The sequence below is a fragment of the Paractinoplanes globisporus DSM 43857 genome, assembly GCF_000379645.1.
Classification (GTDB): Bacteria; Actinomycetota; Actinomycetes; order Mycobacteriales; family Micromonosporaceae; genus Actinoplanes; species Actinoplanes globisporus.
This window is the reverse complement of sequence record NZ_KB903294.1, coordinates 35,395-60,658: the sequence shown is the minus strand read 5'-3', so window position 1 is coordinate 60,658 and position 25,264 is coordinate 35,395. Positions and strand designations below refer to the sequence as shown.

Sequence of the window (25,264 nt, the reverse complement as noted above, 5' to 3'; positions counted from 1 at the left end):
CCGTCGACGGCCTGAAGGATGCGCCGGCCGTTGATCGTCAGCGGGTAACCTCCAGGCCGTGCCCAGACAACGTCCGGAATTGCGGGGGCGGCGGCGTGAGCGGGATGCGCTCGACCGTCTGCTGCGTGACATCCGTGCTGGTCAGAGCCGTGTGCTGGTGTTGCGCGGGGAGGCCGGCGCGGGGAAGACCGCGCTGCTGGACTACCTCACGGGCAACGCTCGCTCCGGGCGGGTGGCCTGGGCCGCCGGCGTCGAGCCGGAGACCGAGATCGCGTACTCGGCGCTGCAGCAACTGATCGCGCCGCTGCTCGGGCACCTCGGCGAGCTGCCGGAGCCGCAGCGGGAGGCGCTCTCGACGGCGTTCGGTCTGAGCGCGGGCGCGCCGCCGGAGGCGTTGATGGTGGGGCTGGCCGTGCTCGGGCTGCTCGCCGAGGCGGCGGCCAATGAGCCATTGGTCTGCGTGGTCGACGACGTGCAATGGCTGGACCGTATGTCCGAGGTGATCCTCACGTTCGTGGCGCGGCGCCTCGACGCCGAGTCGGTCGCGCTCGTCTTCGCGGCCCGCAGCCCGGGTGACGAGCAACTGCTGGGCGGGCTCCCCGAGCTGCGCGTGGAGGGCCTGGCTGAGGCCGACGCACGGGCGCTGCTCGATCAGGTGCTGCCGGGGCCGGTCGACGATCGGGTGCGGGACCGGATCGTCGCCGAGACGCGCGGCAATCCGCTTGCCCTGCTGGAGCTGCCGCGCGGGCTCACCCCGGCCGAGCTGGCCTTCGGCTTCGGCGGGCAGAGCCCGGGACCCCTCGCGGGCCGCGTCGAGGAGGGCTTTCTGCGGCGCGTCGCGCGATTGCCAATTTCCACGCGTACGCTCCTGCTCGCCGCGGCGGTCGAGCCGGTGGGCGACGTTCCGCTGCTCTGGCGGGCCGCGCAACGGCTCGGCGTCGCGCCGGACGCGGCGGCGGCCGCGGAGGCCGAGGGGCTGGTCGAGCTGGGCGCCCGGGTGCGGTTCCGGCATCCGCTGGTGCGCTCGGCGGTGTGGCGCTCGGCGTCGCCGGAGGAGCTGCGGGCGGTGCACGCGGCGCTGGCGGAGGTCACCGATCCGGAGGCGGACCCGGACCGGCGGGCGTGGCATCGGGCGCACGCGACGGTGGGTACGGACGACGAGGTCGCGGCGGAGCTGGAGAGCTCGGCGGAACGGGCCCTGGCCCGGGGTGGGCGGTCGGCGGCGGCCTCGTTCCTGGAACGGGCGGCCGAGCTGACGGCCGATCCGAAGGGGCGTGCGGCGCGGGCGCTGGCGGCGGCCCGGGCCCGGTTCGCGGCGGGGGCGCCGGCGGCGGCATCCGCGCTGCTCGCGGCGGCCTCGCTGGGGCCGCTCGACCCGCTTCAGCAGGCGGGGGTGGAGCGGTTGGGTGCGCAGGTCGCGTTCGCCGTCGATCCGGGGCGGGCGGCGGGGTCGTCGCTGCTCGCGGCCGCGCGGCGGCTCGAAGGGCTGGACGTGGCGGCGGCGCGGGAGACGTATCTCGAGGCGCTGGGGGCGGCCCTCGCCGGGGGAGGGGATCCGCGGCCGGCGGCGCTCGCAGCCCGTCGTGTGCCGGGGCTTCCGCTGCTGGATGCGCTGGTGGCCTGGACCCTGGACGGATACGACGTGGCGGCGCCGCTTCTTCGCGAGGCGCTGGAATCGCCGGGGCCGCTCTGGCTCGCGGTGCCGGCGGCGCTGGAGGTGTGGGACGAAGCTGCCCGGGACTCGCTGACGTCGGGGGTGGTGGAGTCGGCGCGATCGACCGGGGCGTTGGGGGCGCTGCCGGCCGCGTTGACGTTCCGGGCCGGGGCGTTGCTGGATGCGGGGCGGTTCGCGGACGCGGCCTCGCTGATCGATGAGCTGGATGCGCTCGGGCTGGCCACCGGGCTGCCGGTCGATCCGTCGGCGGCGCTGGCGCTCGCGGCCCTGCGGGGGCGGGAGGAGGCGGCGCTCGACCTGATCGACGCCGCGATCCGGGATGCCTCCGGTCGGGACGCTTCCGGCCGGGATGTCTCCGGGCAGGACGCTTCCGGCCGGGATGCCTCCGGGCGCGACGCTTCTGGGCGGGACGCCTCTGGCCTGGGCGCCTCGGGCAGGCACGGCGGGCGGCGTGTTGGGGTTGCGCTGCTGGCGAAGGCCGTGTTGTGCAACGGGCTCGGGCGGTATCCGGCGGCGATCGGGGCCTCCCGGGCGGCGGTCGAGCGCGGCGATCTCGGCGTTACCGGGGCGGCGCTGCTGGAGATGGTTGAGGCGGCGGCGCACGGCGGCGATCCGGAGGCGGCGGCGTGGGCGCGGGAACGGCTCGCGTCGCGGGCCGCGGCGGCCGGGACGGATTGGGCGCTGGGGGCTCGGGCGTTGGCCGACGCGCTGGCTTCGTCGGCCGGTCAGTCCGCGGGCGGAACGGATGATTCCGGTCCGATTGACGCGCAGTACCTGCTGGCCATCAGGTTGTTCGGAGGCGGACGGTTGGGGCTGCCGCTGGCCCGGGCCTGGCTGCTCTACGGCGAATGGCTCCGGCGGGCCGGCCGTCGCGGGGACGCCCGTGACCAGCTGCGAGCCGCGCATGAGGCCTTCTCCGCGATGGGGGCCGAAGGACTCGCGGAACGCGCCGGCCGCGAATTGGCGGCTACCGGCGAGGCCGTACGGAAAAAGGTCCTGGGTGATCGCGACGAGCTGACGCCGCAGGAGTCGCAGATCGCTCGCCACGCGGTGGCCGGTCGCACCAATGCCGAGATCGGCGCGGTGCTGTTCCTGAGTCCCCGTACGGTCGAATGGCATTTGCGGAAGGTCTTCACCAAGCTGGGGATCTCGTCCCGGCGTGAGCTCGCGGCGGCGCTGCGCGACCAGTGACTCCCCGCTGCCGGAGATCAGCGAGCGCTTCGGCGGGCGGTGACCTCCTCCATGTAGCGACGGATGCGGCCGTCCTCGACTCCCGTTGTCCACAGCTTGAAGACCTGTGGATCGTAGACGGGCCGCAGGCGGTCGAGGCGCTCGTGCACAGGGGCCTGCAGCTGCTCCTTGGTCATGCGGTAGGTGTCGAGCGGGACGGCCACGTGCGCTCGGGCGACGGCGGTGTCGAGCAGCAGGTCGGCTTCGGTCACCTCGTCGACGTGGCCGGCCGTCCGGGCCTCGGCCGGCGTCAGGGTGTGCCCGGTGAGCACCGCGCGGCGGGCGGCCGGCTCGCCGAACGCGTGCCCGAGGATCTCCAGCGCGGTGGGCGGGAACGGCACGCCGACCAGGAGTTCCGTGACGCCGATCGTCGCCGGCCCGTCGGCCATGATGCGGTGGTCGCAGGCCGCGGCCAGGATCGCCCCGCCCGCGATGGCGTGGCCGTTGATCGCCGCGACCGTCGGCCGCCCGAGCCCGAAGATCGCGAGGAAGGCCGCGTCCAGGGCCGGGAGGAACGCCCGTACGTAGTCGGCGCCGCCGTCGAGGATCCGCCACAGGTCGACGCCGGCCGAGAAGGCGCGGCCGGCGCCGGTGAGCACGACGGCGTCCGCGGTCATGCTGGTGAAGACCTCGGTGATCTCCTCGAGGAGCTCGAGGTCGAGCGCGTTGACCTTGCCGTGCGCGAGCCGCACGATCGCGACGCCGTCCATCTCGTCGATCTGGATGCCGGTCATCGCCCGATCCTCGCGCGCCCGGTCCGTCCGGCGCCAGCCTCGCCTGCCTGTGAGTCCGCCACCTGCCGCCTCCGCCACCTGTCTCGCCTCGCGGCCTCGGCGGCGCCGGGCTCGTGCCTGGCCTCGCGCGGGTCTCGTGCGCGGGTCTCGTGCCTGGCTTCGCGCGGGTCTCGTGTGCGGGTTTCGTGCCTGGCTTCGCGCGGGTCTCGTGCCCGGCCTTGGGCCGGTCTCGTGCGCGGCCTCGCGCCGGTCAGTCCAGTGCCAGTTCTGCCACCTCGTCGGCGCATCCCCAGGAAAGGGTCATTCCGGCGCCGCCGTGGCCGTAGCTGTGGATAACGCGGCGGCCATCCGGTTTGTCCACTCGCTCGACGCGGGGGCCGCCGTCCCGTAGCGGGCGCAGTCCCTTCCGATCGGCGAGGACCCTCGCGCCGGCCAGCTCGGGCACCAGGGCCGTGCAGCGCGCGACGATCGCCGCGGACTCGGCCGGGTCGGGCCCGGTGTTGTAGGAGCCCACCTGGAACGTTCCACCCAGCACCACATCGGCACGTCGCGGATGCACATAGGTGACGCCGGCCGGGTCTTCCTCATCCCGCACCGACTCGTCCAGCCCGGGGTTTTCCACAATCACGACGTGTCCACAGGCCGGCCGGACATTCGGGTCCGCACACAGGCGCCCCGCGGCGAGCCCGGTCGCGTTGACCACAACCGGCGCTTCTACTTCGTCCAGACTGTGGATACGGCGACGCTCGACCTGCTTGACCTGCCCGCGCAGCCATTCCAGATAGGCGCTCATTTCCGCCAGCGGAGCATCAAAGACCAATTCGTTCGCGTACGGGCCGTGCCCGTCCCGCAGTTCGAAGTGCCGGGCGGCCGGCGCCCACCACGGAGGCGATGCGATGCGGTGGCGCAGCAGCGTGCGGGTGCGGCGCAGGAGTGTCCCCGGCACGCCCGACTCGATCTGGCGCACGAACTCCGTGTAGGTGTCGGCCGCCCAGCGCAGCACGCGCGGGTCGAAGTCGGTCCGGGTCGGGTACCAGACCGCCGCCGCCATGCTCGACACCGTCTCGGCCGGCTCGCGCGCAGTCCACACCCGGACGTCCGCCCCGCGCTGCTGCAGCCGGACGGCGGTGGTCAGTCCAATCACGCCGCCACCCACCACGATCACATCGGTCATACCATCGATCCTGGTGGCCGCAGACGGTCGGAATCCAATTCCGATCGCGGCACGTCCCCGACGCACGCCCGCATTGCTCCGGTCCATCCGGCCGGGATCGCGGGCCGGTCGCCCATCGCCTGGCCGTGCCATTGCGTGTCGCAGGGTTGTTGTTTCTGCAGGTCGTTGGCAATTGCCGGGTTGTCGCACGACTACCTTCGAGCGTAGGCTGGCCGCGACCCCTCACGAGCAGATGGGCCGCGCCATGCCTCAGCACCAGCACCATCACGACGATCACGATCACAGCGAGGGCCACGCCCACGATCACGACGATGCCCACGCCGACGGCGACGGTTACGGCGAGGGTCACGGCCACGGCCATGGCCGCGGCGGGGATCACGGCCACGGCGAGCGGCACGGGCGCGGGCGGGTTGGGTGGCTTCGGCACCTGATCGCGCCGCATTCGCATGACAGCGCGGACAAGGTCGACTCGGCCATGGAGGCTTCGCGCGAGGGCATGCGGGCCTTGTGGATTTCGCTGGCGGGGCTGGGCGTCACGGCGGTGCTGCAGGCCTTGGTTGTGGTGCTGTCGGGGTCGGTGGCGCTGCTCGGCGACACGCTGCACAACGTGGCGGATGCGCTTACCGCTGTTCCGCTGGGGATCGCGTTCTGGCTTGGGCGACGCGCTGCGACTCGGGCGTATACCTATGGGTTCGGCCGGGCCGAGGACCTGGCCGGCATCGTGATTGTGCTGGTCATCGCGGGGTCTTCGGTCGCCTCGGCCTGGTTCGCGGCCGACCGTCTGGTGCATCCGCGGCCGATGGCTCACCTGGCGTGGGTTGCGGCCGCGGGGGTGATCGGGTTTGTGGGGAATGAGGTTGTCGCGCGTTATCGCATCTCCGTGGGGCGGCGTATCGGGTCGGCTGCGCTGGTGGCCGACGGCCTGCACGCTCGCACCGACGGCTTCACCTCGCTTGCCGTTGTGCTCGCGGCGGCCGGGGCCGGGCTGGGCTGGTCGTGGGCCGACCCGGTGGTGGGGCTGGCCATCACGGTCGCCATCGCGTTCGTGCTCAAGGACGCCGCTCGCGAGATCTACCGCCGGCTCATGGACCGCGTCGAACCCGCGCTGGTCGACCGGGCCGAGCGGACGCTCCGCGACATCCCCGGTGTCCGCGACGTGGCCGGCCTGCGTCTGCGCTGGATCGGGCACCGCCTCCACGCCGAGGCCACGGTCGTAGTCGACTCACGGCTCACCCTGCTGGCCGCCCATGAGATAGCCGCCGACGCCGAACATCAGCTGACCCACCACGTCCCTCGCCTGACCAGCGTCACCATCCACGTCGACCCCGCCACCCACCCCGGCGACGGGCACCACACCGGCCTCTCCCACAACCGCCGCGACCGCCTCGCCGCAGTCACCCGCTGACACTCGGGACGACCCGCGCCACGTGCTCTCAGGCGGCGGCGGTCCTCTCCCGCGACCGCCTTGCCGCAGTCACCCACTGACCTTCGGGGACCACGGCACCACGCGCTATCGGGCAGCGGCGGTCCTCTCCCACGGCCGCTGCGACCGCCTCTCCGCAGCTACCCATCGACACTCGGGGGACCACCCGCGCCGCGTGCTCTCAGGCGGCGGCGGTGATTTCGGTGAGGTCGCGGAGGACTTCGGAGGCGGTGACCGGGTCCAGGCGGCTCAGGGGGAGGCGCGACCGCTCGGGGTTGTGCCCGGGTGGTGCCGGTGCCGTTGTGCAGGAAGACGGCCATGAGCTTTTGCTCGGGCTCGTGGGCGGGCATGCCGGGGACTATGCCGGGCTCCAGCTCTATCGCCAGCTCCAGTTTGGGACCCAGGGGCAGGCTCAGATGCTCCTGCAGGCCGCCGTCTTGGGGATCTTCGCGGCGCCAGCCTCGTCGCTCCAGGCCCAGCAGGCTGGTGGTGGGCACGATCTGGCCTCGGAAGCGGTCGAGCGTGCTCGACGCTGCCTCATCGGGGGTCAGGGCGAACGTCTGGCGAGCCAGCTGAGGGAAGGGCTGAAGGATCTCGCGGGCGGCGAAGAGCTTGGACCAGGCGGGTAGCGAGTCGCCCAGGTGCAGGGGGTGGGCGACGCCGACTGTCGCGTCGCCGGCCAGCGTGGCTTCGTCGTCGTCCACGGTGGCGAAGAGGCGGCCGCCGCCGTGGGCCGGCGGCCTCTCGTCGGCCAGCCGGAAGGCGCGCGGCAGCGCGCCCGACTCGTCGTAGACGGCCCAGACCAGGCGGCGGACTATGTGGCGGAGCAGCGGGTGCTCGACGAACAGTCGGCGGAACTCGTCGGACGGCCAGCGGCGGCCGGTGACCATGGCTCGTTCCAGGCGGCGGATCTGGTCGGCGGCTACCGTGCGGACGTCCTTTTTCAGGGTGGTGAATTCCCGGTACGCGGCGGGGGCTCGCTCGGGGTCGTCGCGGACGCCGGGCTTGGGCAGGGCCTTGAGGCGGTTGCCGGTGGCGTCGGCGGCGAAGGGGCGCAACTGCTTGTCGAAGCCGACCACGAACTGGCGCGGGCCGTAGTCGAGGCGCATGCTGCCGTCGGGTTCGAGGCCCAGGCCAGGCACCAGGCGGTCGGCGAGCTGGTCGGCGGTGAGGCCCAGGCCGGCCGCGACCTCGTCCATCTTCCGCTGGGCGGCCTTCTTGAGCCCGCCGAGCCGGGCCCGCTCGGCTATGCCGTGCAGGTGCATGAGGGCGACGTCGGAGCCGATCGCGGCCAGCACCTGGACGCCGGTGGCGGCCCTGGCCTGGGCACCCTCGCGGGGCCAGGCCACGATCTGCGGGGTCAGCCGGCGGACGGTCCGATCGTCGCCGATCAGGCCGAGGGCGTCCAGCGCCCAGTTCTCCTTCGGGTCGGCGCCCGAGGACAGCCAGCGCTGGAAGAGCGCCCAGCCGAACTCGGCCAGCGACGCCGGATCGCATGCCTGCCGTACGACCTCGACGCCCGCATAGGGGTCGTCGGGGCGGGACAGCGCCAGCATGGTGACCACATGGGCGACCGCTTCGGGTGGCAGCGCGCCCACGCCGTCGCGCAGCGCGATCGGGGGCAGCAGGGCCGGGACCGCCCAGGGCGGGTTCGCCGGGATGCGGGCGGGCAGCACGGCCAGCGGGTCGGTGGCCAGCAGGGTGTCGATGGCGGCTTCGGCGTCGACGCCGTGGGACCGGGCGGCGGCACGGACCGCCTCGGTGTGGCCGTTGGTGTGCAGGGCCAGCAGCGCCCGCTCGGCCTGGCGGCGGGCGGGGCCGGCCTTGCCGAGGGCGGGCGGCACCAGCGCGCGGGTGGCCTCGGCCGGGTGGCGCAGCAGCCACGTCAGTGCGGTCCGGCGGACGCTCTTGAGTCGGGCCAGCCAGTCGGCCATGTGCAGGGCGATCTCGGGGGACGAGTACGGCAGGAGGGCCGGCGCCACGGCCGCGGCGGCGGAACCGGCGATGGCGAGCAGGGGCGGCAGCGCGTCCAGCTCGAAGCGGGCCGCGATCACGCGGGTCCAGGAGCCCGCGTCGTAGGTGTCGCTCGGCTTCCACCGGGCGAGGACCGGGCGGGCGACTACCTCGGGGGCCTCGGCGAAGAACTGGTACGGCTCATACCAGCTCGCCCGGCCGGTGGCGATGCGCAGGGCCAGGGCCGGCCAGTCCCGGCGGTGGCCATAGTGGGGGATCTCGGTGTCGAGCCATTCCTCCCGCTCGCCGGGCAGCCAGGCGATCGTGGCCCGGTCGGTGCTGGTCAGGCCGGGAACGACGACCGGTTTCGGCGGTTTGGGGCGGTGCAGCCAGGGCGGGGATGCCAGCAGGGGTGGTATCGCCTCGGCGGGGGCGATCGTGATGGCGGCGGCTGCCTCGGTGACCGCCTCGACCTGGGCGGCCGCCTCGGGGGTGAGCCGGGGGAGGACCTGGGCGGCGAGGCCGGGGTGGGTGGCCAGGTGACCGCGCAGCAGGTCGGCGACCGCGCGCTGGGTGGCTGCGGGCTGGGCGAGCGCGGGCGCGGGTTGAGCGGGCGTGGGGTGGGCGGCGGCCGCCTCGGCGAGCAGGCGCAGGGCACGCGCGGGGAAGCGGTAGGCTGCCTCCAGCAGGGCGGGGGTCACGTATTTCGCGTCGGCGCGGGCGATGAGGCCGGCCATTGCCTCGTCGCTGGGGAGGGCGGCTATCGCGGAGAGGAGGCGTTTCTGGCCGTCGGCGCCGGGGGCCGTGTCGAACCAGTGGAGCAGCGCGGGGACACAGGCCGCGCCGAGACCGTCGGCGAGGGTGGCGATCAGCGGGAACGTGCCCACGACCGTCCAGCTGCTGACCAGGGGGACGAGCGCGTTCAGCTGGGCGGGTGTGCCGGCCGCGGTGAGCAGGGCCAGGGCGAGGTAGCGCTCGTTCGTCGCCACGGTCTGGGCGATGTCTTCTTCGACCCACTCGGCCTGGTCGGGCGCCAGCAGGGTGGTGGCCACCCGGGCGTACAGGGTGCCGGAGCGGTAGCCGTCGAGCGCGATGACCGCCGCGGCGTAGTCGTCGGGGGAGGCGGCGGCCAGCGCCTCGCGCACGCGGAACAGGATCAGCAACTGGTTGTCGATCTGGCCGCCGCCGCGGGTGTCGGCGGGGGCCATCCGCTCGACGCGGTAGCGCCGGCCGGTGGGGACGAACGGGCCGTCCTCGGCGACCCGCATGGCCATCGCCTCGACGGCGGCCTCGACCGCGAACGGCAGCCCTCGCGCGGCGATCCACCGATCGGCGAAGGCGGCCAGTTTGTGCAGCTCGCTCCACTTGCCGAGGGCGGCCGCGAGCGCCACCGCGGCGGCACCGGCGGCCGGGGCGTCGCCGTCGCCCGCCAGCCAGGCGAGACCGGCACGACGCAGCTCCGGATCGGTGCCCGTCGCCGCCAGGATCAGCTCGACCTGGTGCGGAACCCGGGCGACCTCGTCGTCGGCGATCTGGCGTGCCCTGCGATCGGGGGTGAACGCCGCGACCCCGACGCTGCCCCGCCGCGGATGGCGATATCGGTACCAAGCCGGCGGGAAGACGAACGAGGGTGAGGAAGCGATCGGAGCGGAAGCCGCGGCAGCGGGCGTGGGGGAACGGGAAGCCGGCGTGGACGAGGAGCCGGTGGCTGTTTCCGCTGCGGTTGAGGAAGGCGTCACCTCGTACGGCATGGGGGAAGGTTAGCCAGGCCGTATGACAGAAACAGATTGCATGCAATCGGCGCAAGAATCTTGCAAAAAGGGCCGCTGACTGGCGAGGATTGCATGCAATCGACGAGGAGGTCAGGTGCGACCAGCGGCGGAGCAGGCGGCGCAATCACTGCGGGAAGAGATTCTCTCGGGGGCGATCGCGTCGGGGACGAGGCTGGGCGAGGCCGAACTGGCCGGTCGGCTGTCGGTGAGCCGCACGCCGATCCGGGAGGCTCTGTCGCGCCTGGCGGCGGAGGGCCTGGTCGAGCTGCAGCCCAACCGCGGCGCCCGCGTCGCGACCTGGAGCACCGAGCAGCTGCGGGAGATCTTCGAGCTCCGGCTGCGGCTCGAGCCCTATGCCGTACGCCAGGCGGTTCCGCACCTGAGTGAGGAGCAGCTGGCCGAGCTCGACCGTCTGGCGGCCGAGATGATGCGGGCCGGCAAGCCGGGGCGCGCGCAGGACCTCACGAAGATCGTCGAGCTGAATCGGCGCTTCCACGGCCTGTTCATCGACGCGGCCGGCTCCCCGCCGCTGGCCGGCGCGCTGCGGGGCGTCACCCACGCGGCCGTGGTCCACCAGAACTTCCACGACTACACGCCCGACGCGCTCCGGCGCAGCCTGCACCACCACGTCGAGATGGTGGCGGCGGCGCGGGCCGGCGACGGCGACTGGGCCGAGGCGATCATGCGAGCCCACCTGCACAACGCCCGCGCCACGATGATCGGGGGACGGTCATGACGCTGCCGCTGAGCGACCTGCGGGTCGTCGAGTTCGGCCAGCTGCTGGCGGGGCCGTTCTGCGGCCAGCTGCTCGGAGACTTCGGCGCCGAGGTGATCAAGGTGGAGGACCCGGGCCGCGGCGACCCGATGCGCGAGTGGGGCCGGGAGAAGCCGCACGGCAAGTCGCTGTGGTGGCCGGTGGTGGCCCGCAACAAGAAATCGGTGACCTGCGACCTGCGGCAGCCGGAGGGTCAGGCGCTGGTCCGCAAGCTGATCGACACGGCCGACATCGTGGTGGAGAACTTCCGGCCGGGCACCCTCGAGCGCTGGGGCATGGCGCCGGCGACGCTCTGGGAGACCAATCCTGGCCTGGTGGTGACCCGCGTGACCGGCTATGGGCAGACCGGGCCCTACTCCAGCCGTGCCGGTTTCGGCTCGATCGGCGAGGCCATGGGCGGCATCCGGTACGTGATGGGGGACCCCGACCGGGCTCCGGTGCGAGCCGGCATCTCGCTCGGCGATTCGCTCGCCGCGACGTATGCCTGCCTCGGCACGCTCGTGGCGATCCACCATCGCGAGCGGACCGGGCGGGGGCAGGTCGTCGACTCGGCGATCTACGAGGCGGTGCTGGCGATGATGGAGTCGCTGCTGCCGGAGTGGGCCGTGGCGGGGTATCAGCGGGAGCGGACCGGGGCGGTGCTGCCCAATGTGTCCCCTTCCAACGTCTACCCGACCGGTGACGGCGATCTGATCCTGATCGCCGCGAACCAGGACTCGGTGTTCGGCCGCTTGAGCGTCGCGATGGATAGCCCGGAATTGGCGACAAATCCGAAATATGCTACTCATTCGGCGCGGGGAGCGGCGATGGAGGAGCTCGACGGGCTGATCGCCAAGTGGACCGCCACGAAAAACGCCGATGAGCTGCTCGGGAAGCTGCACGAGGCCGGCGTCCCGGCCGGACGGATCTTCCGGGCCAAGGACATGTTCGCCGACCCGCACTTCGCGGCGCGGGAGGCGATCGTCAGCGTCCCGCACCCCGACTTCGGCTCGATCCCGATGCAGAACGCGACGCCCAAATTGTCCGAGACGCCCGGCAGCGTGCGGAGCGCCGGGCCGGCCCTGGGCGAGCACAACGACGAGATCTACGGCGGCCTGATCGGCCTCGGCGAAACGGAGCGCGCGCGCCTGCGCCAGCACAAGATCATCTAAGGAGAAGCATGTCCTATCGACTCGGCGTGGATGTGGGCGGCACGTTTACCGACGTGCTGCTGGTCGACGAGGAAACGGGTTCGACGTGGCGGGCCAAGACCGCCTCGACGCCGAGCGATCAGTCAGTGGGTGTGCTGCACGGCATCGACAAGGTGTGCGCGGAGGCCGGCATCGACCGGTCCGCGGTCGCCCACGTGCTGCACGGCACCACGGTCGCCACGAACGCGATCCTCGAGGGCAAGGGCGCCACGGTCGGCCTGGTCACCACCCAGGGCTTCCGGCAGGTGCTGCAGATCGCCCGATCGTTCGTCCCCGGCGGCCTGGCCGGCTGGATCATCTGGCCCAAGCCCGAGCCGCTGGCGGCGCTGGAGAACACGGTCGAGGTCCCCGAGCGGATCGGCAGCGACGGGACGGTGATCAGGCCGCTCGACGAGGACGCGGTCAGGTCGGAACTGCGGAAGCTGCGCGAGAACGGGGTCGAGGCGCTCGCGGTGTCGCTGATCAACGCGTTCGCCAACGACGCCCACGAGCGGCGCATCGCGGAGATCGCCGCGGAGGAGCTGCCCGGAATCGAGATCTCGCTCTCCAGCGTCGTGCTGCCCGAGATGCGGGAGTACGAGCGGGCGCTGACCACGGTCGCGAACGGCTATGTCCAGCCCCAGGTCGCCCGCTATGTCGCCAATCTGCGGACGAAGCTCGCCGATGAGGGCGTGCCGGCCGAGCTGTCGATCCTGCGCTCCGACGGCGGTCTCTCGTCGGCCGGAGCGGCGATCGCGGCGCCGGTCACCATGCTGCTGTCCGGCCCGGCGGGCGGCGTCACCGGCGCGGTCTGGGTGGCCGAGCAGTCCGGCCACACCGAGCTGCTCACCTTCGACATGGGCGGCACCTCCACCGACGTGGCGCTGGTGCAGAGCGCGCAGGCGCGCATCGGCCGCGAGACCAAGGTGGGTGACCTCACGGTTCGTGCTTCAGCGGTGGACGTACGCACGGTGGGGGCGGGCGGCGGCTCGATAGCCCACGTTCCCGGGCTGACCAGGGCGCTGCGGGTCGGGCCCCAGTCGGCGGGCGCCGAGCCGGGTCCGGCCGCGTACGGGAAGGGCGGAGACGCGCCGACCGTGACCGACGCGAACGTCGTGCTCGGCTATCTGCCGGCCGCCCTGGCCGGTGGGGAGATCACGCTCGACCGGGCGGCGGCGCGGGCGGCGGTGCAGACCGTCGCGGACGCCATGGGCCTGGCCAGTGTCGAGCAGGCCGCGGCCGGGATCATCGACATCGTCAACGAGAACATGCTCGGCGGGCTGCGGCTGGTCAGCGTGCAGCAGGGCTTCGACCCGCGGGACTTCGCGCTGGTCGCCTTCGGCGGGGCCGGGCCGCTGCACGCCAACGCGCTGGGCCGGCTGACCGGGGCGTGGCCGGTGATCGTCCCGCCGTCGCCGGGTGTCCTGTGTGCTCTCGGCGATGCCACGACCTCGGCGCGGGACGAGTCGGCGCGTACGGTGCTGCGGAAGTTGGGTGATTTGTCCGCCGAGGAACTTGCCGCGGTATTCCGGGATCTGTCGGAATCGGCGTCCGCGCGACTCGCGGCGCAGGGGGTCGCGGCGGAGAAAATCGCCTATTCCGCCGACGTCAGATTTGTCGGGCAGGGCAACGAGCTCCCGGTCACCTTCGACCTCGACGACGGCCCGGCCGGGCTGGCGGCGAAGTTCGACGCCGAGCACGAGCGGCTCTTCTCCTTCAACCTGACCGTCGACCACGAACTGGTCAACGCGCGGGCCACCGTCACCGGCGCCAAACCGACCGTCACCCCGATCCACCTGGAGAAGGGCGACGGCGACCCGGCCTCTGCCCGCACCGGCACCACCCCGGTCTACGTCGACGGCGGCTTCGTCGACGCGGCCCTCTACGACCGTCTCAAGCTGCGGGCCGGCGACGTCATCCCCGGCCCCGCCATCGTCACCGAGATGGACTCCACGACCCTCATCCTCCCCGGCCACGCCGCCACCACCGATCCCAGCGGAAGCCTGCTGATCCGTCCGACCGCCGAGGAGGCCTGACCATGGCGACCATCGTGGAGCCGAACACCGCGCCGATCGAGCCCGTCGAGGTCGATCCGGTCACCCTCGACCTGGTCGAGAACGGCCTGCGCAACGCCCGCTACGAGATGGACGAGGTGCTGTTCCGCACCGCGCTCTCGCCCGGCATCCGGGAGCAGCACGACGAGTTCCCGCTGATCGCCGACCCGGGCGGCAAGATGGTGGTCGGCCAGTTCGGCCTGTCCATCCCCGACTTCCTGGCCGGTTTCGCCGGCGACATCGGCGAGGGCGACGTTCTGCTCACCTCCGATCCGTACGCGTGCGGCGCCGCGATCAGCCACGCCAACGACTGGCTCGTGGTCATGCCGATCTACGTCGACGGCCGGGTCGTGGGCTGGGCGTCGATGTTCGGTCACATGTCCGACGTGGGCGGCAAGACGCCGTCGTCCATGCCGACCGACGCGAAGACCATCTACGAGGAGGGCGTGGTCATCCCGCCCTTCAAGCTGTACGACGCCGGCCGGCTCAACGAGGACGCGTTGCGCATCATCCTGAACCAGGTGCGCGTTCCCGACTGGAACCGGGCGGATCTGAACGGTCTGGTCGCCGCCTGCCGCACGGCCGCCCGCCGGGTCACCGAGATGTGCGCCCGGTTCGGCGTCGCGACGTATCTGTCGGCGCTGGACGCGCTGCTGCAACGGAACTACGACGCGATGAAGACGCTGCTGCACGTCGTCTTCGAGGAGGGCCGCACGCTGTCGTTCACCGATTACATCTGCGACGACGGGGTGGGCTTCGGGCCGTACGAGCTGAAATTGTCCTTGACCCGAACCGGCGACAAGGTGCACCTGGATTTCAGCGGTTCGTCCCCGCAGGCGATCGGGCCGGTGAACTACTACCTCAACGAGAACCTGGCCCGGATGTTCTTCGGCATCTACATGATCACCGTGGCCGATCCGCAGATCCTCTGGAACGACGGCTTCTATCCGCTCGTCGACGTGACGATCCCCGACGGCTCGTATTGGAAGCCGAGACATCCGGCGGCTCTCAATGCCCGCAACCACGGCATCGGCCGGGTCTTCGACCTGTTCGGCGGCCTGCTCGGGCAGACCAACCCGGCGCTGCTGAACGCGGCCGGCTTCTCCTCGTCGCCGCACTTCATGTACTCCGGGAACTACTCCGGCGGCGATCGCAAGGGGGAATGGTTCCAGCTCTACTCGATCGGCTTCGGCGGGATCCCGGGGCGGCCGCTCGGCGACGGGCCGGACGGGCATTCGCTGTGGCCCAGCTTCGTGAACATCCCGTGCGAGTTCCTCGAGTCCTACTACCCGCTGCGGATCGAGAAATGGGAGACGGTCGCCGACACCGGCGGGGCGGGCCTGCATCGCGGCGGTAACGGCGTCGACGTGGCCTACCACTTCCTCGAGCCGGGCACGATCGCCATTCACGACGACCGATGGCTGACGTACCCGTGGGGGGTCAATGGGGGCGCACCGGGCGCCCGCGGCCGGAAATGGATCGACCGGGCGTCGGGGGAGCGGGAGATGCTGCCCAGCAAATGTCACGACGTGCCGGTGCGACCCGGCGACGTGCTGCACTTCGTCACGTGGGGCGGCGGCGGGTGGGGTGATCCGCTGGAGCGGGACCCGTCGCTGGTCGCCAAGGAGGTCCGGCGCGGGCTGGTCACCGCCTCCGGCGCTCGGCGGTACGGGGTGGTCGTGCCGGAATCCGGGGATGTGGATCTCGCGGCTACCGATGCTCTGCGTGCCGAGATGCGCACCGCGCGGCCGGCCGAGCTGCCCGTCTTCGACATGGGACCGTCGCTGGACGAGATCCTGGCCCGCTGCGAGGAGGAGACCGGTCTGCCCGCGCCGACCCGGCCCGTCTGGACGTAGCACCTTATCGCGATAAATCGGATATGGTTGGTGGATGCGGTGGCGGCAGAAAGCGGTCATCCAGAAGGTTTGCGCTCTCACGCCCGGCGGGGGAGCGCTGTACCAGCAGATCCAGCGCCGGTTCGGGCGTCTCTCGGACGACCCGTTCCGGCGGCTGCCGCAGCATGCCGCCATGATGCGCCGGCTCACCGGGCTGGGCTTCACGCTGCCGGGCACGCGCTGCCTCGAGATCGGCACCGGCCACCTGCCGGTCGCGCCGGTGGCGTTCTGGCTGCTCGGCGCGGCTGAGGTGGTCACCGTCGACCTCCACCGGCGGCTCAACGCCGCGCTGACCGGTGCGATGCTGCGCCGGCTCGCCACCGATGACCGGCTCGTCCCGCTCTACGACGGCCTGATCCTCGACGACCGCCTGATGGAGCTGCGGGGACTGCTCGGCCGACCGGTGCCCGAGATCCTCCGCCGGCTGAACATCCGGTACCACGCGCCCGGCGACGTGTCCCGGATGCCCGACGCGGACGGCAGCTTCGATCTCAGCTTCTCGATGACCGTGCTCGAGCACGTCACCCCGGACGCCCTGCGCGGCCTGCTCGCCGAGGCCCGCCGGCTGCTCGGCCCGGACGGTTTCGCCGCGCACCTGATCGACCCCGGCGACCACTTCGCCCATCAGGATCCGGCGATCACCCGGATCAACTTCCTGCGTTTCTCGCCGCGCGAGTGGCGGCGGCTGGGCGGCAACGAGTTCTCGTACTGCAACCGGCTGCGCGCGTCGCAGCTGGAGCGGGCGTTCACCGACGCCGGCTTCCACATCGAACGCTGCGAGCGCACGGTCGACGAGCCGTCGCGGGCCGCGCTGGAGGCCGGCTTCCCGCTGCACGCCGGCTTCCGCGGGTTCGCCCCGGCGGATCTGTGCACGACGGAACTCGAGGTGTACGCCCGGCCGGCCTCGGCGGCCGGCGCACTACCGGGCTCACCACCCGGCTCAGCGGCCGGCGCGCCACCGGTAGGTGCGCACGGTCAGCGCCGCGGCGGTGGCGAGAACGGTCGCGCACGTGAGCAGCACGCCCCATAGGCCCCAGGCGACCATGGCGATCGACAGGAACGCCCACACCAGGCCGCCGGCTATCAGGACGGTGATGAGGACCGGGCGCGGCCACGGCGGCAAGCCGGTTCGTGCCAAGGACGGATAGTCCGCGGTCAAGCGCTCGACAATGTCGTCGAATTGCTGCCGCGTGTCCCTGCTGGCCATCCGACGCCCTCCTCCTCGGACCCATGGTCGGCCCGATCGGTGTTAAGGACCGTTCAGGACAGGACTGTACGTCGTGAAACTGTCAAAGCGATCCCTCTGAACGGATGAGCCGCGCCCACCGCGAAGGCGGATCCTTCCCTTAAATCCTTTAGATCCGGAATCCACCGATTACTCGGGTCAGTTCGCGGCTCATCTCGGTGAGGTCCGCGATCGAGCGCTGGCTGTCGTCGACTGCCGTGACCGTGGCCGTCGCCGCGTCCGCGAACTCGCCCATCGTCGCCGCGATGCTCGTCGCCCCGGTCGCCGCGTGGCTGACGCTGCCCCGCAGTACGTCGCTGGTGGCGCTCTGTTCCTCGACCGCTGCGGCGATGGTGTCCTGGTGCTCCCGGATCCGCTCGATGACCGCGATGATCTCGTCGATCGTCTCCCGCGTCTGCGCGGTGTCGGTCTGGATCGCCGCCACCTGTTCGACGATCGCCTCGGTGGCCTTCGCCGTCTCCATCGCCAGCTCCTTGACCTCGCCGGCGACCACCGCGAAGCCCTTGCCGGTCTCGCCGGCCCGCGCCGCCTCGATCGTCGCGTTCAGCGCCAGCAGGTTGGTCTGGTTCGCGATCGCGGTGATCAGGCTGACCACGTTCGAGATCTCGGCCGACGACTGGGCGAGGCGGGCGACCTGCGCCCCGGTGCGCTGCGCGGTGTCGCTGGCCTCGGTGGCGACGGCGGCGACCTCGGAGGCGCTGCGCGCGATCTCCTGGATCGTCGCGGTCATCTCGTCGCTGCCGGCCGCCGCCTCGGTCATGCTGTCGGCGACGTCGCGGGTGTCGCCGGAGACCCGGCCCGAGCCGTCGCGCACCTGCCGGGCCGAGCGCTCGACGACCGACGTGCTCGCGTCGAGCCGGCCGGCGGCCTCGCCGAGAGTGGCCGAGGAGCGGGTCAGGACCTCGACCGTGTCCCGCATGCTGGTGACGGCCCGGTCGACGTCGGTGGCCATCACGCCGATCTCGTCGCGGGTCGCCAATCCCACCGTACGGGTGAGGTCGCCCTCGGCCACCGCGTGCAGCACCTGGGAGACCCGGCCCAGCGGCCGCACCACGCCGCGCACCACGGCCGCGCCGGCCAGCACCGCCAGCAGCAGGCCGGCGCCGAGCACGGTCAGCACGAGCGTGCGCTCCCGGGTGTAGGTGCGCTCGACCTCGGCGGCGGCCTTCTCGGCGTCAGCGGTCTCGTCGGCGGCCATCGCGGTGATCGCCTGGGCCGCCTGCTCGTACAGCGGCTGCGCCTGGCTCGCGTTGACGGTTTCGAACGTGTCGTCGTCGTCGGCCCGGCTGAGCGGGAGCAGCTTCTCGTCCCGTACCGCCTGATAGGAGACCCAGGCCGTGGTCAGCGCCTCGAGCTGGCCCGGGTCGCCCGCGTAGCTGCCGGCGACGTAATTCGCGACCGCCGCCTCGAACGCCTTGTCGTCGGCGTCCAGTGCGCGCTCGGCCGCGTCCCGCTCGGTGTCACCCGGCGCCGCGTTGTGGTTGAGCAGGTGGATCGCGGTCTCGGCGATGGCCTGCCGCACCTTCGCCAGCTGCACGGTGCTGGCCAGGTTGTTCTCCGAGATGTCGTCGGCCTCGTTCGCGACGCCGCGCAGCCCGAGCACGCCGACCACACCCACGATGATCGCGGCGAGCGCCACGACCGCCAGCGCCGCGCCCACCTTCGTGCGCAACCGCCGGTCGCGCAGCCAGTCACCGATCGCCCCCAACGCGATCACCCCCATCTTCCGCTTCGACCGGTCGCGGCAAGATCTGAGTTATGGGATGACAGACTTGATCCCCATGGGGCTCTTCACGGTCGACCAGGCACGGATCGAGCTGGCCAAGCTGCGGCCGGTCATCGACGAGCTGATCGTGGTGCGGGCCGACCTGGTGGAGATCTCGGCCGCGCTGACTCCGGGCGGTCTGCCGACCACGCTGGGCGGGCTGCCGGAGCGCAAGGCGGCCGAGGCGCGGCTCAACGAGCTGATGACCGCGATCCAGGAGACCGGGGCCGAGCTGAAGGGCGTGGCGCCGCTGCTGGTCGACTTCCCGGCCGACCTCGTGCTGGGCGATCTCGGCGAGGTGCCGGTGCTGCTGTGCTGGCTCGAGGGGGACGCCGAGCTGACCTGGTACCACCGGGCCGATCTGGGCTTCGCCGGCCGGCGGCCGCTGGGAGACCGGACCGGCGCGTGATCACTTCAAGCCCAGAATCCTTCGTGTACGGCGGTTGCGCTGACCAGCCCGACCGGCCCGTCCACGACGATCGAGCGGCCGCCGCGGGCGAACACCTCGCGACTCGGCAGGCGTAGCGGCGGCACGCCCTCCTCTTCCTCGACCATGCCGGCCAGTCCCTCCTCGGACAGCGCGAACACCACCCGGCCGATGCCGGACCAGTAGATCGCGCCGGCGCACATCGCGCACGGCTCGGTGCTGGTGTAGAGCACGCTGCCGCTCAGGCTCGCCCGGTCGGCCTTGCCGGCCAGCCGCACCAGGTTGGTCTCGGCGTGCCCGGTCGGGTCGGCCCCGGTCACCACGCTGTTGAGCGCCTCCAGCAGGCCGCCGCCGGGCAGGACGAGCAGTGCTCCGAACGGATGATCGCCACGCTCCCGGGCCTGCCAGGCGAGCGCCACGGCCCGCTCGAGCCATCGCCGGTCGCCCTCTGTCACCCGCCGCGACGTCACCAGCGTCATCCGAAGCCCCCTCCGCGTCGATGGTCACCCTACGGTCGATCGGCAACTCCGCGCAGCAACCACCCTCGGCGGACGGGGTCGGAAAGTGTGACAAGGACGGTTTGAGCGTTGCGCCTTTTCCTTCGTGCGCCGGGCGCTACGCGCGCCGGCCGGGCGCGTCATTTGCGGGGGCGCAGGCCCTGCATGCCGCCGTCGACGGCGAGAGACGTGCCGGTGGTGGCCGAGGCGAGCGGCCCGGCCAGGTAGGCGATGGCCGCCGCCACCTCGTCGGCGCTCACGAGGCGGCCGGTGGGCTGGCGGGCCTCCAGCGCGGCGCGCTCGGCCTCCGGGTCGGCCGCCTTGGCGAGAAGGCGGCCGACCCACGGCGTGTCCGCGGTGCCCGGGTTGACGCAGTTGACGCGGATGCCCTCGCGCAGATGGTCCGCGGCCATGGCGAGCGTCAGCGACAGAACCGCGCCCTTCGTGGCCGAGTACAGCGCGCGCTGCGGAAGGCCGGCCGTCGCGGCGATCGAGGAGACGTTGACGATCGCGGCGTGCGCGGAGCGGCGCAGGAACGGGAGGGCGGCCCGGGTCGTGCGGACCATGCCCTGCACGTTCACGTCGAACACGTGCGCCCACTCGGCGTCGTCGTTGTCCTCGACCGAGCCCTGGGCGCCGATCCCGGCGTTGTTGACGACGATGTCGATACCACCGAGGGCCTCGGCCGCCGCGGTCACGCCGGCGCGGATCGACGCGTCGTCGGTCACGTCGGCCTTGAAGCCCAGCAGCGGCTCGGCGACGGACGGGTTGAGGTCGAGGCAGGCGACCCGGGCGCCGCGCGCGGCCAGCAGGGTGGCGGTGGCGAGGCCGATGCCCGAGGCGCCTCCGGTGACGATCGCGGTGAGACCGGCGAGTTCGGACATGTGTCAGCCCTCCGAGGTGGCGGTGTCGAGAAGTTCCAGCAAGTGGTGGTAGGTGTGGCCGGTGGCGCGGGTCAGGCCGATCTCGCAGGTGCGGTTGACCGAGGCGTGCGCGGCGAAGTCCCCGGCTTTCACCTGGGCGGCTTCGGCGGCAGTCGCGGAAGCCGTCAGCTCCGGTCGCAGGAGCCCGCGATCGCCGGCGAACGCGCAGCACTGCCAGCCGTCGGGGATCACCACCCGATCGGCGATGGCGTTCGCGATCCGGCCGATCGCGTCGTCCAGGCCGAGCCGGGTGGACGAGCAGGTGGGGTGCAGCGCGAGCGAGGGCAGTTTCCGGTCGACGCGTAGGCGGGGCAGGACGTGGGCGTCGACGAAGGTGATCGCGTCGACCACCTCGTGCCCGTCCAGCTCCCGGGCGAATCCCTCCGTGCAGGACGCGGCATCGCTGATCACGGGCAGCGTGGTGCCGGCGAGCGCCGATCGCACCCGGTCGCGCATCACCGCGTACCCGTCGGTGAGGCCCTTCGAGGACCAGGGCGTGCCGCAGCAGAGCGACCCGGCATCCTCCGGAACAAGCAGGCGGATGCCGGCTCGGGCGGCCAGATTCCGCACGGCGGTCAGCACACCGGCCCCGGCCGGTGCGAACAGGGTGTTCAGGCACGACGGCAGATAGACCGCATCGGCTTGCGCCGGCGTCGAGGCCCGGCGGCGGGTTCCGCCGGTCGGCAGGTCCCGCTTCCATTGCGGTACGCCCGGAGCGCGCGTGACCGCCTCCACAAGCGACGGTGCCACCGGCGCGACGTCGAGCCCCCGGCCCAGGACCCGGGTGGCACCGTCCCAGTGCCGGGCGGCGCTCTTCCAGACCTGCCGCGCCACCGGCCCGTGCGCCGAGGCGCGCAGCCGTTTGGTGAGGTCGCCGGTGTTGATGTGCAGCGGGCACGCCGTGGCGCACATGCCGTCGACCGCGCACGTGTCCACCGCGTCGTACTGGAACTCCCGCTCGAGCTCACGGGCCAGCGCGAGATCCCCGGCGGCGCGGGCGGTCGCCATCTCCCGGCGCAGCACGATCCGCTGCCGTGGCGTCGTGGTGAGGTCGCGGCTCGGGCAGACCGGCTCGCAGTAGCCGCACTCGACACACCGGTCGACCTCGGGCTCCACGCTGACGACCGGCTTGAGGTGCCGCAGGTGCGCGGAGGGATCGTCGGTGAGCAGCACGCCCGGATTCAGCACGCCACCCGGGTCGCAGGCCCGTTTCACCTCGACCATCACGTCGTACAGCTCGTCGCCGTACTGGCGGCGGACGAACGGCGCCATGACCCGGCCGGTGCCGTGCTCGGCCTTGAGCGTGCCGCCGCGCCCGAGCACGGCCTCGACCATGTCCTCGGTGAAGTCGGCGTACCGGCGCACGTCGTCGTCCGTGTCGAAGCGGCAGGGGAGCATGAAGTGCAGGTTGCCGTCCTTGGCGTGGCCGAAGATGACGCTTCGCTCATAACCGTGCCGATCGAACAGCGAGTGCAGGTCGTCGCAGAGGCCGGCGAGCACCGGCACCGGAACGGCGACGTCCTCGAGCAGCGCCACCGTGCCGGGCGGGCGGGCGCCGGCCACGGTCGCGTAGAGCCCCTTGCGGATGTGCCAGAGCGCGGCACGGCCGGCCGCATCGCGGCCGAGCCGAGCGGGGACGGCGAGGTCGAGCTCGCCGATGAGCCGTCGCGCCGCGTGCTCCCTTTGCCCCAGGGATTCGGGATCCTCCTGCTGCCACTCGACGAGCAATGCGGCGTGCCGGTCGACGGCGAGCGAGCGCAGGATCTCGCCGGCCTCCGGATCGGCCTGGGCTACGAGGAGCGATCCGGCGTCGAGCAGCTCGACCGCGGCCGGCTCCTGGGCCACGAGCGCGGGCATCGCGGCCATCGCGGCGTGCAGGGTGGGGAAGACGAGCAGGCCGGTGGCGGCGTGCGGGTGGACGGGCACGGTGCGGAACACGGCCGAGGCCACGAAGCCGAGCGTTCCCTCGCTGCCGACGACCAGATGGGCCAGGATCCCGGCCGGCGTCGAGTGGTCGAGGAAGCTGTTCAGGCCGTAGCCCATGGTGTTCTTCATGGCGAATTGCGCGCGGATACGGCGTACGGAATCGGGATTGGACCGCAACCGGTCGCGCAGCCGCAGCAGGCTCTCGGTCAGTGCGGGCTCCGCCTCGCGGAGGCGGGCGTCGGCGTCGGGCTCGCCGGTGTCCACAATGGTCCCGCTCGGCAGCACGAGCGTCAGCGAGTCGAGGGTCTGGTAGCTGTTCGCGTGGGTGCCGCAGGTCATGCCGCTGGAGTTGTCGGCGATCACGCCGCCGATCGTGCAGGCCGCCTCGCTCGCCGGGTCGGGACCGAGCCGCCGTCCGTACGGGGCGAGGCGCGCGTTGACCTGCCGTAGCACCGCACCCGGCTGCACCCGCACGCGCAGCCCCCCGTCGAGCACCTCGATGTCGCGGAAGTGCCGGCGGGTGTCCATGAGCAGCGCGTCGGTGCCGGCCTGGCCACTGAGGCTGGTGCCGCCGGAGCGGAACGTCACGCCGAGGCCGAGCCCGTCGGCGGCCCGCATGAGCGCGGCGACCTGGGCAGTGTCGCGCGGCGTGAGCACGGCTTGCGGCGTGAGCAGGTAGTGCGAGGCGTCGTGCGCCATGCCGAGCCGATCGGTGGCCCGGGTGTGCACGGCGCCCGGCGCCGCCTCGGAAAGGGCCCTCATAGCCGCGGATCCACGTGGATCTTCGGCCCCGGGCCGCGCGGGCGGTGGCCGGCGAGCACGCGGGCCATCTCGTCGAGGCTCACGGTCGCGACGACCAGCGGACGGGGGTCGACCGAGCCGTCCGCGTACGCCTCGATGGCCCCGGCCAGCCCGGCGGACGCGCCGAGGATGCCGACGGCGGTGACGTCCTTGAGGACCAGGTCGCGGGTGTCGATGCGGCTCGGCGGCACCGACAGTCCGATGTAGACGACGCGGCGACCGGGCTCGACCAGATCCAGGGCGAGAGCGGGCATGTCCTCGCCCGTCGTCGCGTCGACGATCCCGTCCCACGGCAGCGAGGGCAGCGTCTCGCGCGTCCAGGCGTCGGTGAAGCCCAGACTCCGGGGCAGCGCCAGGTCGTTCGCCGAACGGGCGATCAGGTGCACCCGAATGCCGCGTGCCCGCGCGAAAAGGGCCACCAGCAGCCCGATGGTGCCGGTGCCGAGCACGAGCAGCCGCTCGCCGGAGGCCAGTCGCGCCGCGTCGACGCAGCGCAGCGCGTTCCCGCCCGGCTCGACCAGCGCGCCCAGCGTCGCGTCCACCGCGTCGGGCAACGGGTGCAGGTACGCCGCGGGCACCGCGACCTGCTCGGCCATCGCGCCCGGCAGGCCGTCGGTGATGCCGAGCTCGTGCCGCGACGCGCAGACCCAGTGCCGCCCCGCACGGCAGCGGGCGCACTCGCCGCAGCCGATCATCGTGTCGCCGGTGACCCGCCGGCCGAGCCAGCCCTCGTCCACCCCGTCGCCGGCCGCCGAGACGACCCCGCACCACTCGTGGCCGGGCCGCAGCGGATAGGACGAGCCGCCCGTGCCGAAGTAGCTCATCTCGCCGCTGAACAGCTCCATGTCGGTGCCGCAGATGCCGACCCGCTCGACGTCCACGACGACCTGCCCCTTCTCGGCCCGCGGCGGGTCGACCGTCCGCACCTCGGCCCGGCCCGGGCCGGTGAAGACGAGGGCGCGCATCAGCGTGGCCCTACGACCCGCTGCCGGCCGCTGCCCAGCCCGTCGATGCCGAGCTCGACCACATCGCCGGGCTGGAGCCAGATCTGCGGGTTGTGGCCCATGCCGACGCCGGGCGGGGTGCCCGTGTTGATCAGATCGCCGGGCTCGAGAACCATGAACTGACTCAGGTAGTGCACGATGAAGTACGGGTCGAAGACCATCGTCCGGGTGTTGCCGGTCTGCCGGCGTACCCCGTTCACATCCAGCCACATGTCCAGGCCGAGCACGTCGGGGACCTCGTCGGGGGTGGCCAGCCACGGCCCGGCCGGGTTGAACGTCTCGGCCGACTTGCCCTTGGACCACTGGCCGCCGCGCTCGATCTGGAACGCCCGCTCGCTCACGTCGTTGACCAGCACGTACCCGGCGATGGCCGCCGCCGCGTCCTCGACCGAGTCCAGATAGGACGTCCGGCTGCCGATGACGATGCCCAGCTCCACCTCCCAGTCCGTCTTGGTGGAGCCGCGCGGGATGCGGATGTCGTCGTCGGGCCCGACCAGCGTGTTCGGCGACTTCGTGAACAGGATCGGCTCGTCGGGCACGGCCTGGCCGGTCTCGGCGGCGTGGTCGCGGTAGTTGAGGCCGATGCACAGGATCTGGTGCGGCCGCGCGATCGGCGCCCCGATCCGCCGGCCGCCGAACGGCTCGGTCTCGCCGGCCGCGATCCGCTCGGCGACCGGCCCGGCGAGCAGGCGCAGCCCGCCGCCGCCGAAGAACGCCTCGTCGAAGTCGGTGACGAGGTCGGACACGTCCACGTAGCGGTCGTCGTCGACGCGCACGACGGGCTTTTCGGCGCCGGGGGCGCCGACACGCATGAGATACAC

General features: G+C 72.5%; 18 protein-coding genes. 8 read left to right on the top strand and 10 right to left on the bottom strand.

The features are described from left to right. Positions 1–58 precede the first annotated feature (58 nt). Positions 59–2,866 (top strand): helix-turn-helix transcriptional regulator, encoded by a 2,808-nt coding sequence (locus A3CQ_RS0100240; protein WP_026205142.1) that lies wholly within the window; start codon positions 59–61, stop codon positions 2,864–2,866. A gap of 17 nt (positions 2,867–2,883) precedes the next feature. Here A3CQ_RS0100240 and A3CQ_RS0100235 read toward each other — a convergent pair whose 3' ends face one another. Then, on the bottom strand, positions 2,884–3,639 hold the full coding sequence (locus A3CQ_RS0100235) for an enoyl-CoA hydratase/isomerase family protein (RefSeq protein ID WP_020508891.1): 756 nt from the start codon (positions 3,637–3,639) through the stop codon (positions 2,884–2,886). 250 nt (positions 3,640–3,889) lie between these two features. Beyond that, positions 3,890–4,813, bottom strand: a complete 924-nt coding sequence (locus tag A3CQ_RS0100230; protein WP_020508890.1) for an FAD-dependent oxidoreductase — start codon at positions 4,811–4,813, stop codon at positions 3,890–3,892. Positions 4,814–5,288: 475 nt separating this feature from the next. On the opposite strand from A3CQ_RS0100230, the gene A3CQ_RS0100225 reads away from it, so the two are divergent. After that, positions 5,289–6,218 (top strand): cation diffusion facilitator family transporter, encoded by a 930-nt coding sequence (locus A3CQ_RS0100225; RefSeq protein WP_211216425.1) that lies wholly within the window; start codon positions 5,289–5,291, stop codon positions 6,216–6,218. Positions 6,219–6,376: 158 nt separating this feature from the next. Here the strand turns inward: A3CQ_RS0100225 and A3CQ_RS50850 are convergent, their stop codons facing one another. Continuing rightward, positions 6,377–9,940 (bottom strand): DUF4132 domain-containing protein, encoded by a 3,564-nt coding sequence (locus A3CQ_RS50850; RefSeq protein ID WP_051115111.1) that lies wholly within the window; start codon positions 9,938–9,940, stop codon positions 6,377–6,379. Positions 9,941–10,055: 115 nt separating this feature from the next. Between A3CQ_RS50850 and A3CQ_RS0100215 the strand changes: the two genes are divergently transcribed. Genes A3CQ_RS0100215 through A3CQ_RS0100195 form a run of 5 tightly spaced genes read left to right on the top strand, consistent with a single transcriptional unit; the run spans position 10,056 to position 16,884 of the window. Continuing rightward, positions 10,056–10,697: a GntR family transcriptional regulator gene (locus A3CQ_RS0100215; protein ID WP_020508888.1), complete on the top strand. Its 642-nt coding sequence runs from the start codon at positions 10,056–10,058 to the stop codon at positions 10,695–10,697. Then, entirely contained in the window at positions 10,694–11,887 is a 1,194-nt protein-coding gene (locus A3CQ_RS0100210) for a CaiB/BaiF CoA transferase family protein (protein WP_020508887.1), read from the top strand. The genes A3CQ_RS0100215 and A3CQ_RS0100210 overlap by 4 nt, the downstream gene beginning before the upstream one ends. Positions 11,888–11,895: 8 nt before the next feature. Continuing rightward, positions 11,896–13,941, top strand: a complete 2,046-nt coding sequence (locus A3CQ_RS0100205) for a hydantoinase/oxoprolinase family protein (protein WP_040431211.1) — start codon at positions 11,896–11,898, stop codon at positions 13,939–13,941. A gap of 2 nt (positions 13,942–13,943) precedes the next feature. Next, complete coding sequence (locus A3CQ_RS0100200; RefSeq protein WP_020508885.1) at positions 13,944–15,815, top strand: hydantoinase B/oxoprolinase family protein; 1,872 nt, start codon at positions 13,944–13,946, stop codon at positions 15,813–15,815. Positions 15,816–15,849: 34 nt separating this feature from the next. Further along, positions 15,850–16,884 carry a class I SAM-dependent methyltransferase gene (locus A3CQ_RS0100195; protein ID WP_020508884.1) on the top strand — a complete coding sequence of 345 codons (1,035 nt, stop codon included), beginning with the start codon at positions 15,850–15,852 and terminating at the stop codon, positions 16,882–16,884. On the opposite strand, the gene A3CQ_RS58600 is transcribed toward A3CQ_RS0100195, so the two are convergent. Both A3CQ_RS58600 and A3CQ_RS0100190 read right to left on the bottom strand, forming a co-directional pair. Next, positions 16,795–17,061 carry a hypothetical protein gene (locus tag A3CQ_RS58600; RefSeq protein ID WP_084698853.1) on the bottom strand — a complete coding sequence of 89 codons (267 nt, stop codon included), beginning with the start codon at positions 17,059–17,061 and terminating at the stop codon, positions 16,795–16,797. The two genes, A3CQ_RS0100195 and A3CQ_RS58600, sit on opposite strands and share 90 nt — an antisense overlap. A 148-nt stretch (positions 17,062–17,209) precedes the next feature. Then, on the bottom strand, positions 17,210–18,817 hold the full coding sequence (locus tag A3CQ_RS0100190) for a methyl-accepting chemotaxis protein (RefSeq protein ID WP_169516236.1): 1,608 nt from the start codon (positions 18,815–18,817) through the stop codon (positions 17,210–17,212). A 64-nt stretch (positions 18,818–18,881) separates the two neighbouring features. On the opposite strand from A3CQ_RS0100190, the gene A3CQ_RS0100185 reads away from it, so the two are divergent. Then, the gene (locus A3CQ_RS0100185; protein ID WP_026205140.1) at positions 18,882–19,274 is read left to right on the top strand and encodes a DUF2203 domain-containing protein; all 393 of its coding nucleotides are present in this window, start codon (positions 18,882–18,884) and stop codon (positions 19,272–19,274) included. A gap of 5 nt (positions 19,275–19,279) precedes the next feature. On the opposite strand, the gene A3CQ_RS0100180 is transcribed toward A3CQ_RS0100185, so the two are convergent. The 5 genes from A3CQ_RS0100180 to A3CQ_RS0100160 form a co-directional block, all read right to left on the bottom strand. Further along, entirely contained in the window at positions 19,280–19,771 is a 492-nt protein-coding gene (locus A3CQ_RS0100180) for a nucleoside deaminase (RefSeq protein WP_020508881.1), read from the bottom strand. A 158-nt stretch (positions 19,772–19,929) separates the two neighbouring features. Continuing rightward, positions 19,930–20,673 carry an SDR family NAD(P)-dependent oxidoreductase gene (locus A3CQ_RS0100175; protein ID WP_020508880.1) on the bottom strand — a complete coding sequence of 248 codons (744 nt, stop codon included), beginning with the start codon at positions 20,671–20,673 and terminating at the stop codon, positions 19,930–19,932. 3 nt (positions 20,674–20,676) lie between these two features. Then, positions 20,677–23,400, bottom strand: a complete 2,724-nt coding sequence (locus tag A3CQ_RS0100170; RefSeq protein ID WP_020508879.1) for an FAD-binding and (Fe-S)-binding domain-containing protein — start codon at positions 23,398–23,400, stop codon at positions 20,677–20,679. Beyond that, entirely contained in the window at positions 23,397–24,404 is a 1,008-nt protein-coding gene (locus A3CQ_RS0100165; RefSeq protein ID WP_020508878.1) for a zinc-dependent alcohol dehydrogenase, read from the bottom strand. Before A3CQ_RS0100165 ends, A3CQ_RS0100170 begins: the two co-directional genes overlap by 4 nt. After that, complete coding sequence (locus tag A3CQ_RS0100160) at positions 24,404–25,255, bottom strand: fumarylacetoacetate hydrolase family protein (protein ID WP_342663643.1); 852 nt, start codon at positions 25,253–25,255, stop codon at positions 24,404–24,406. The genes A3CQ_RS0100165 and A3CQ_RS0100160 overlap by 1 nt, the downstream gene beginning before the upstream one ends. Positions 25,256–25,264 lie beyond the last annotated feature (9 nt).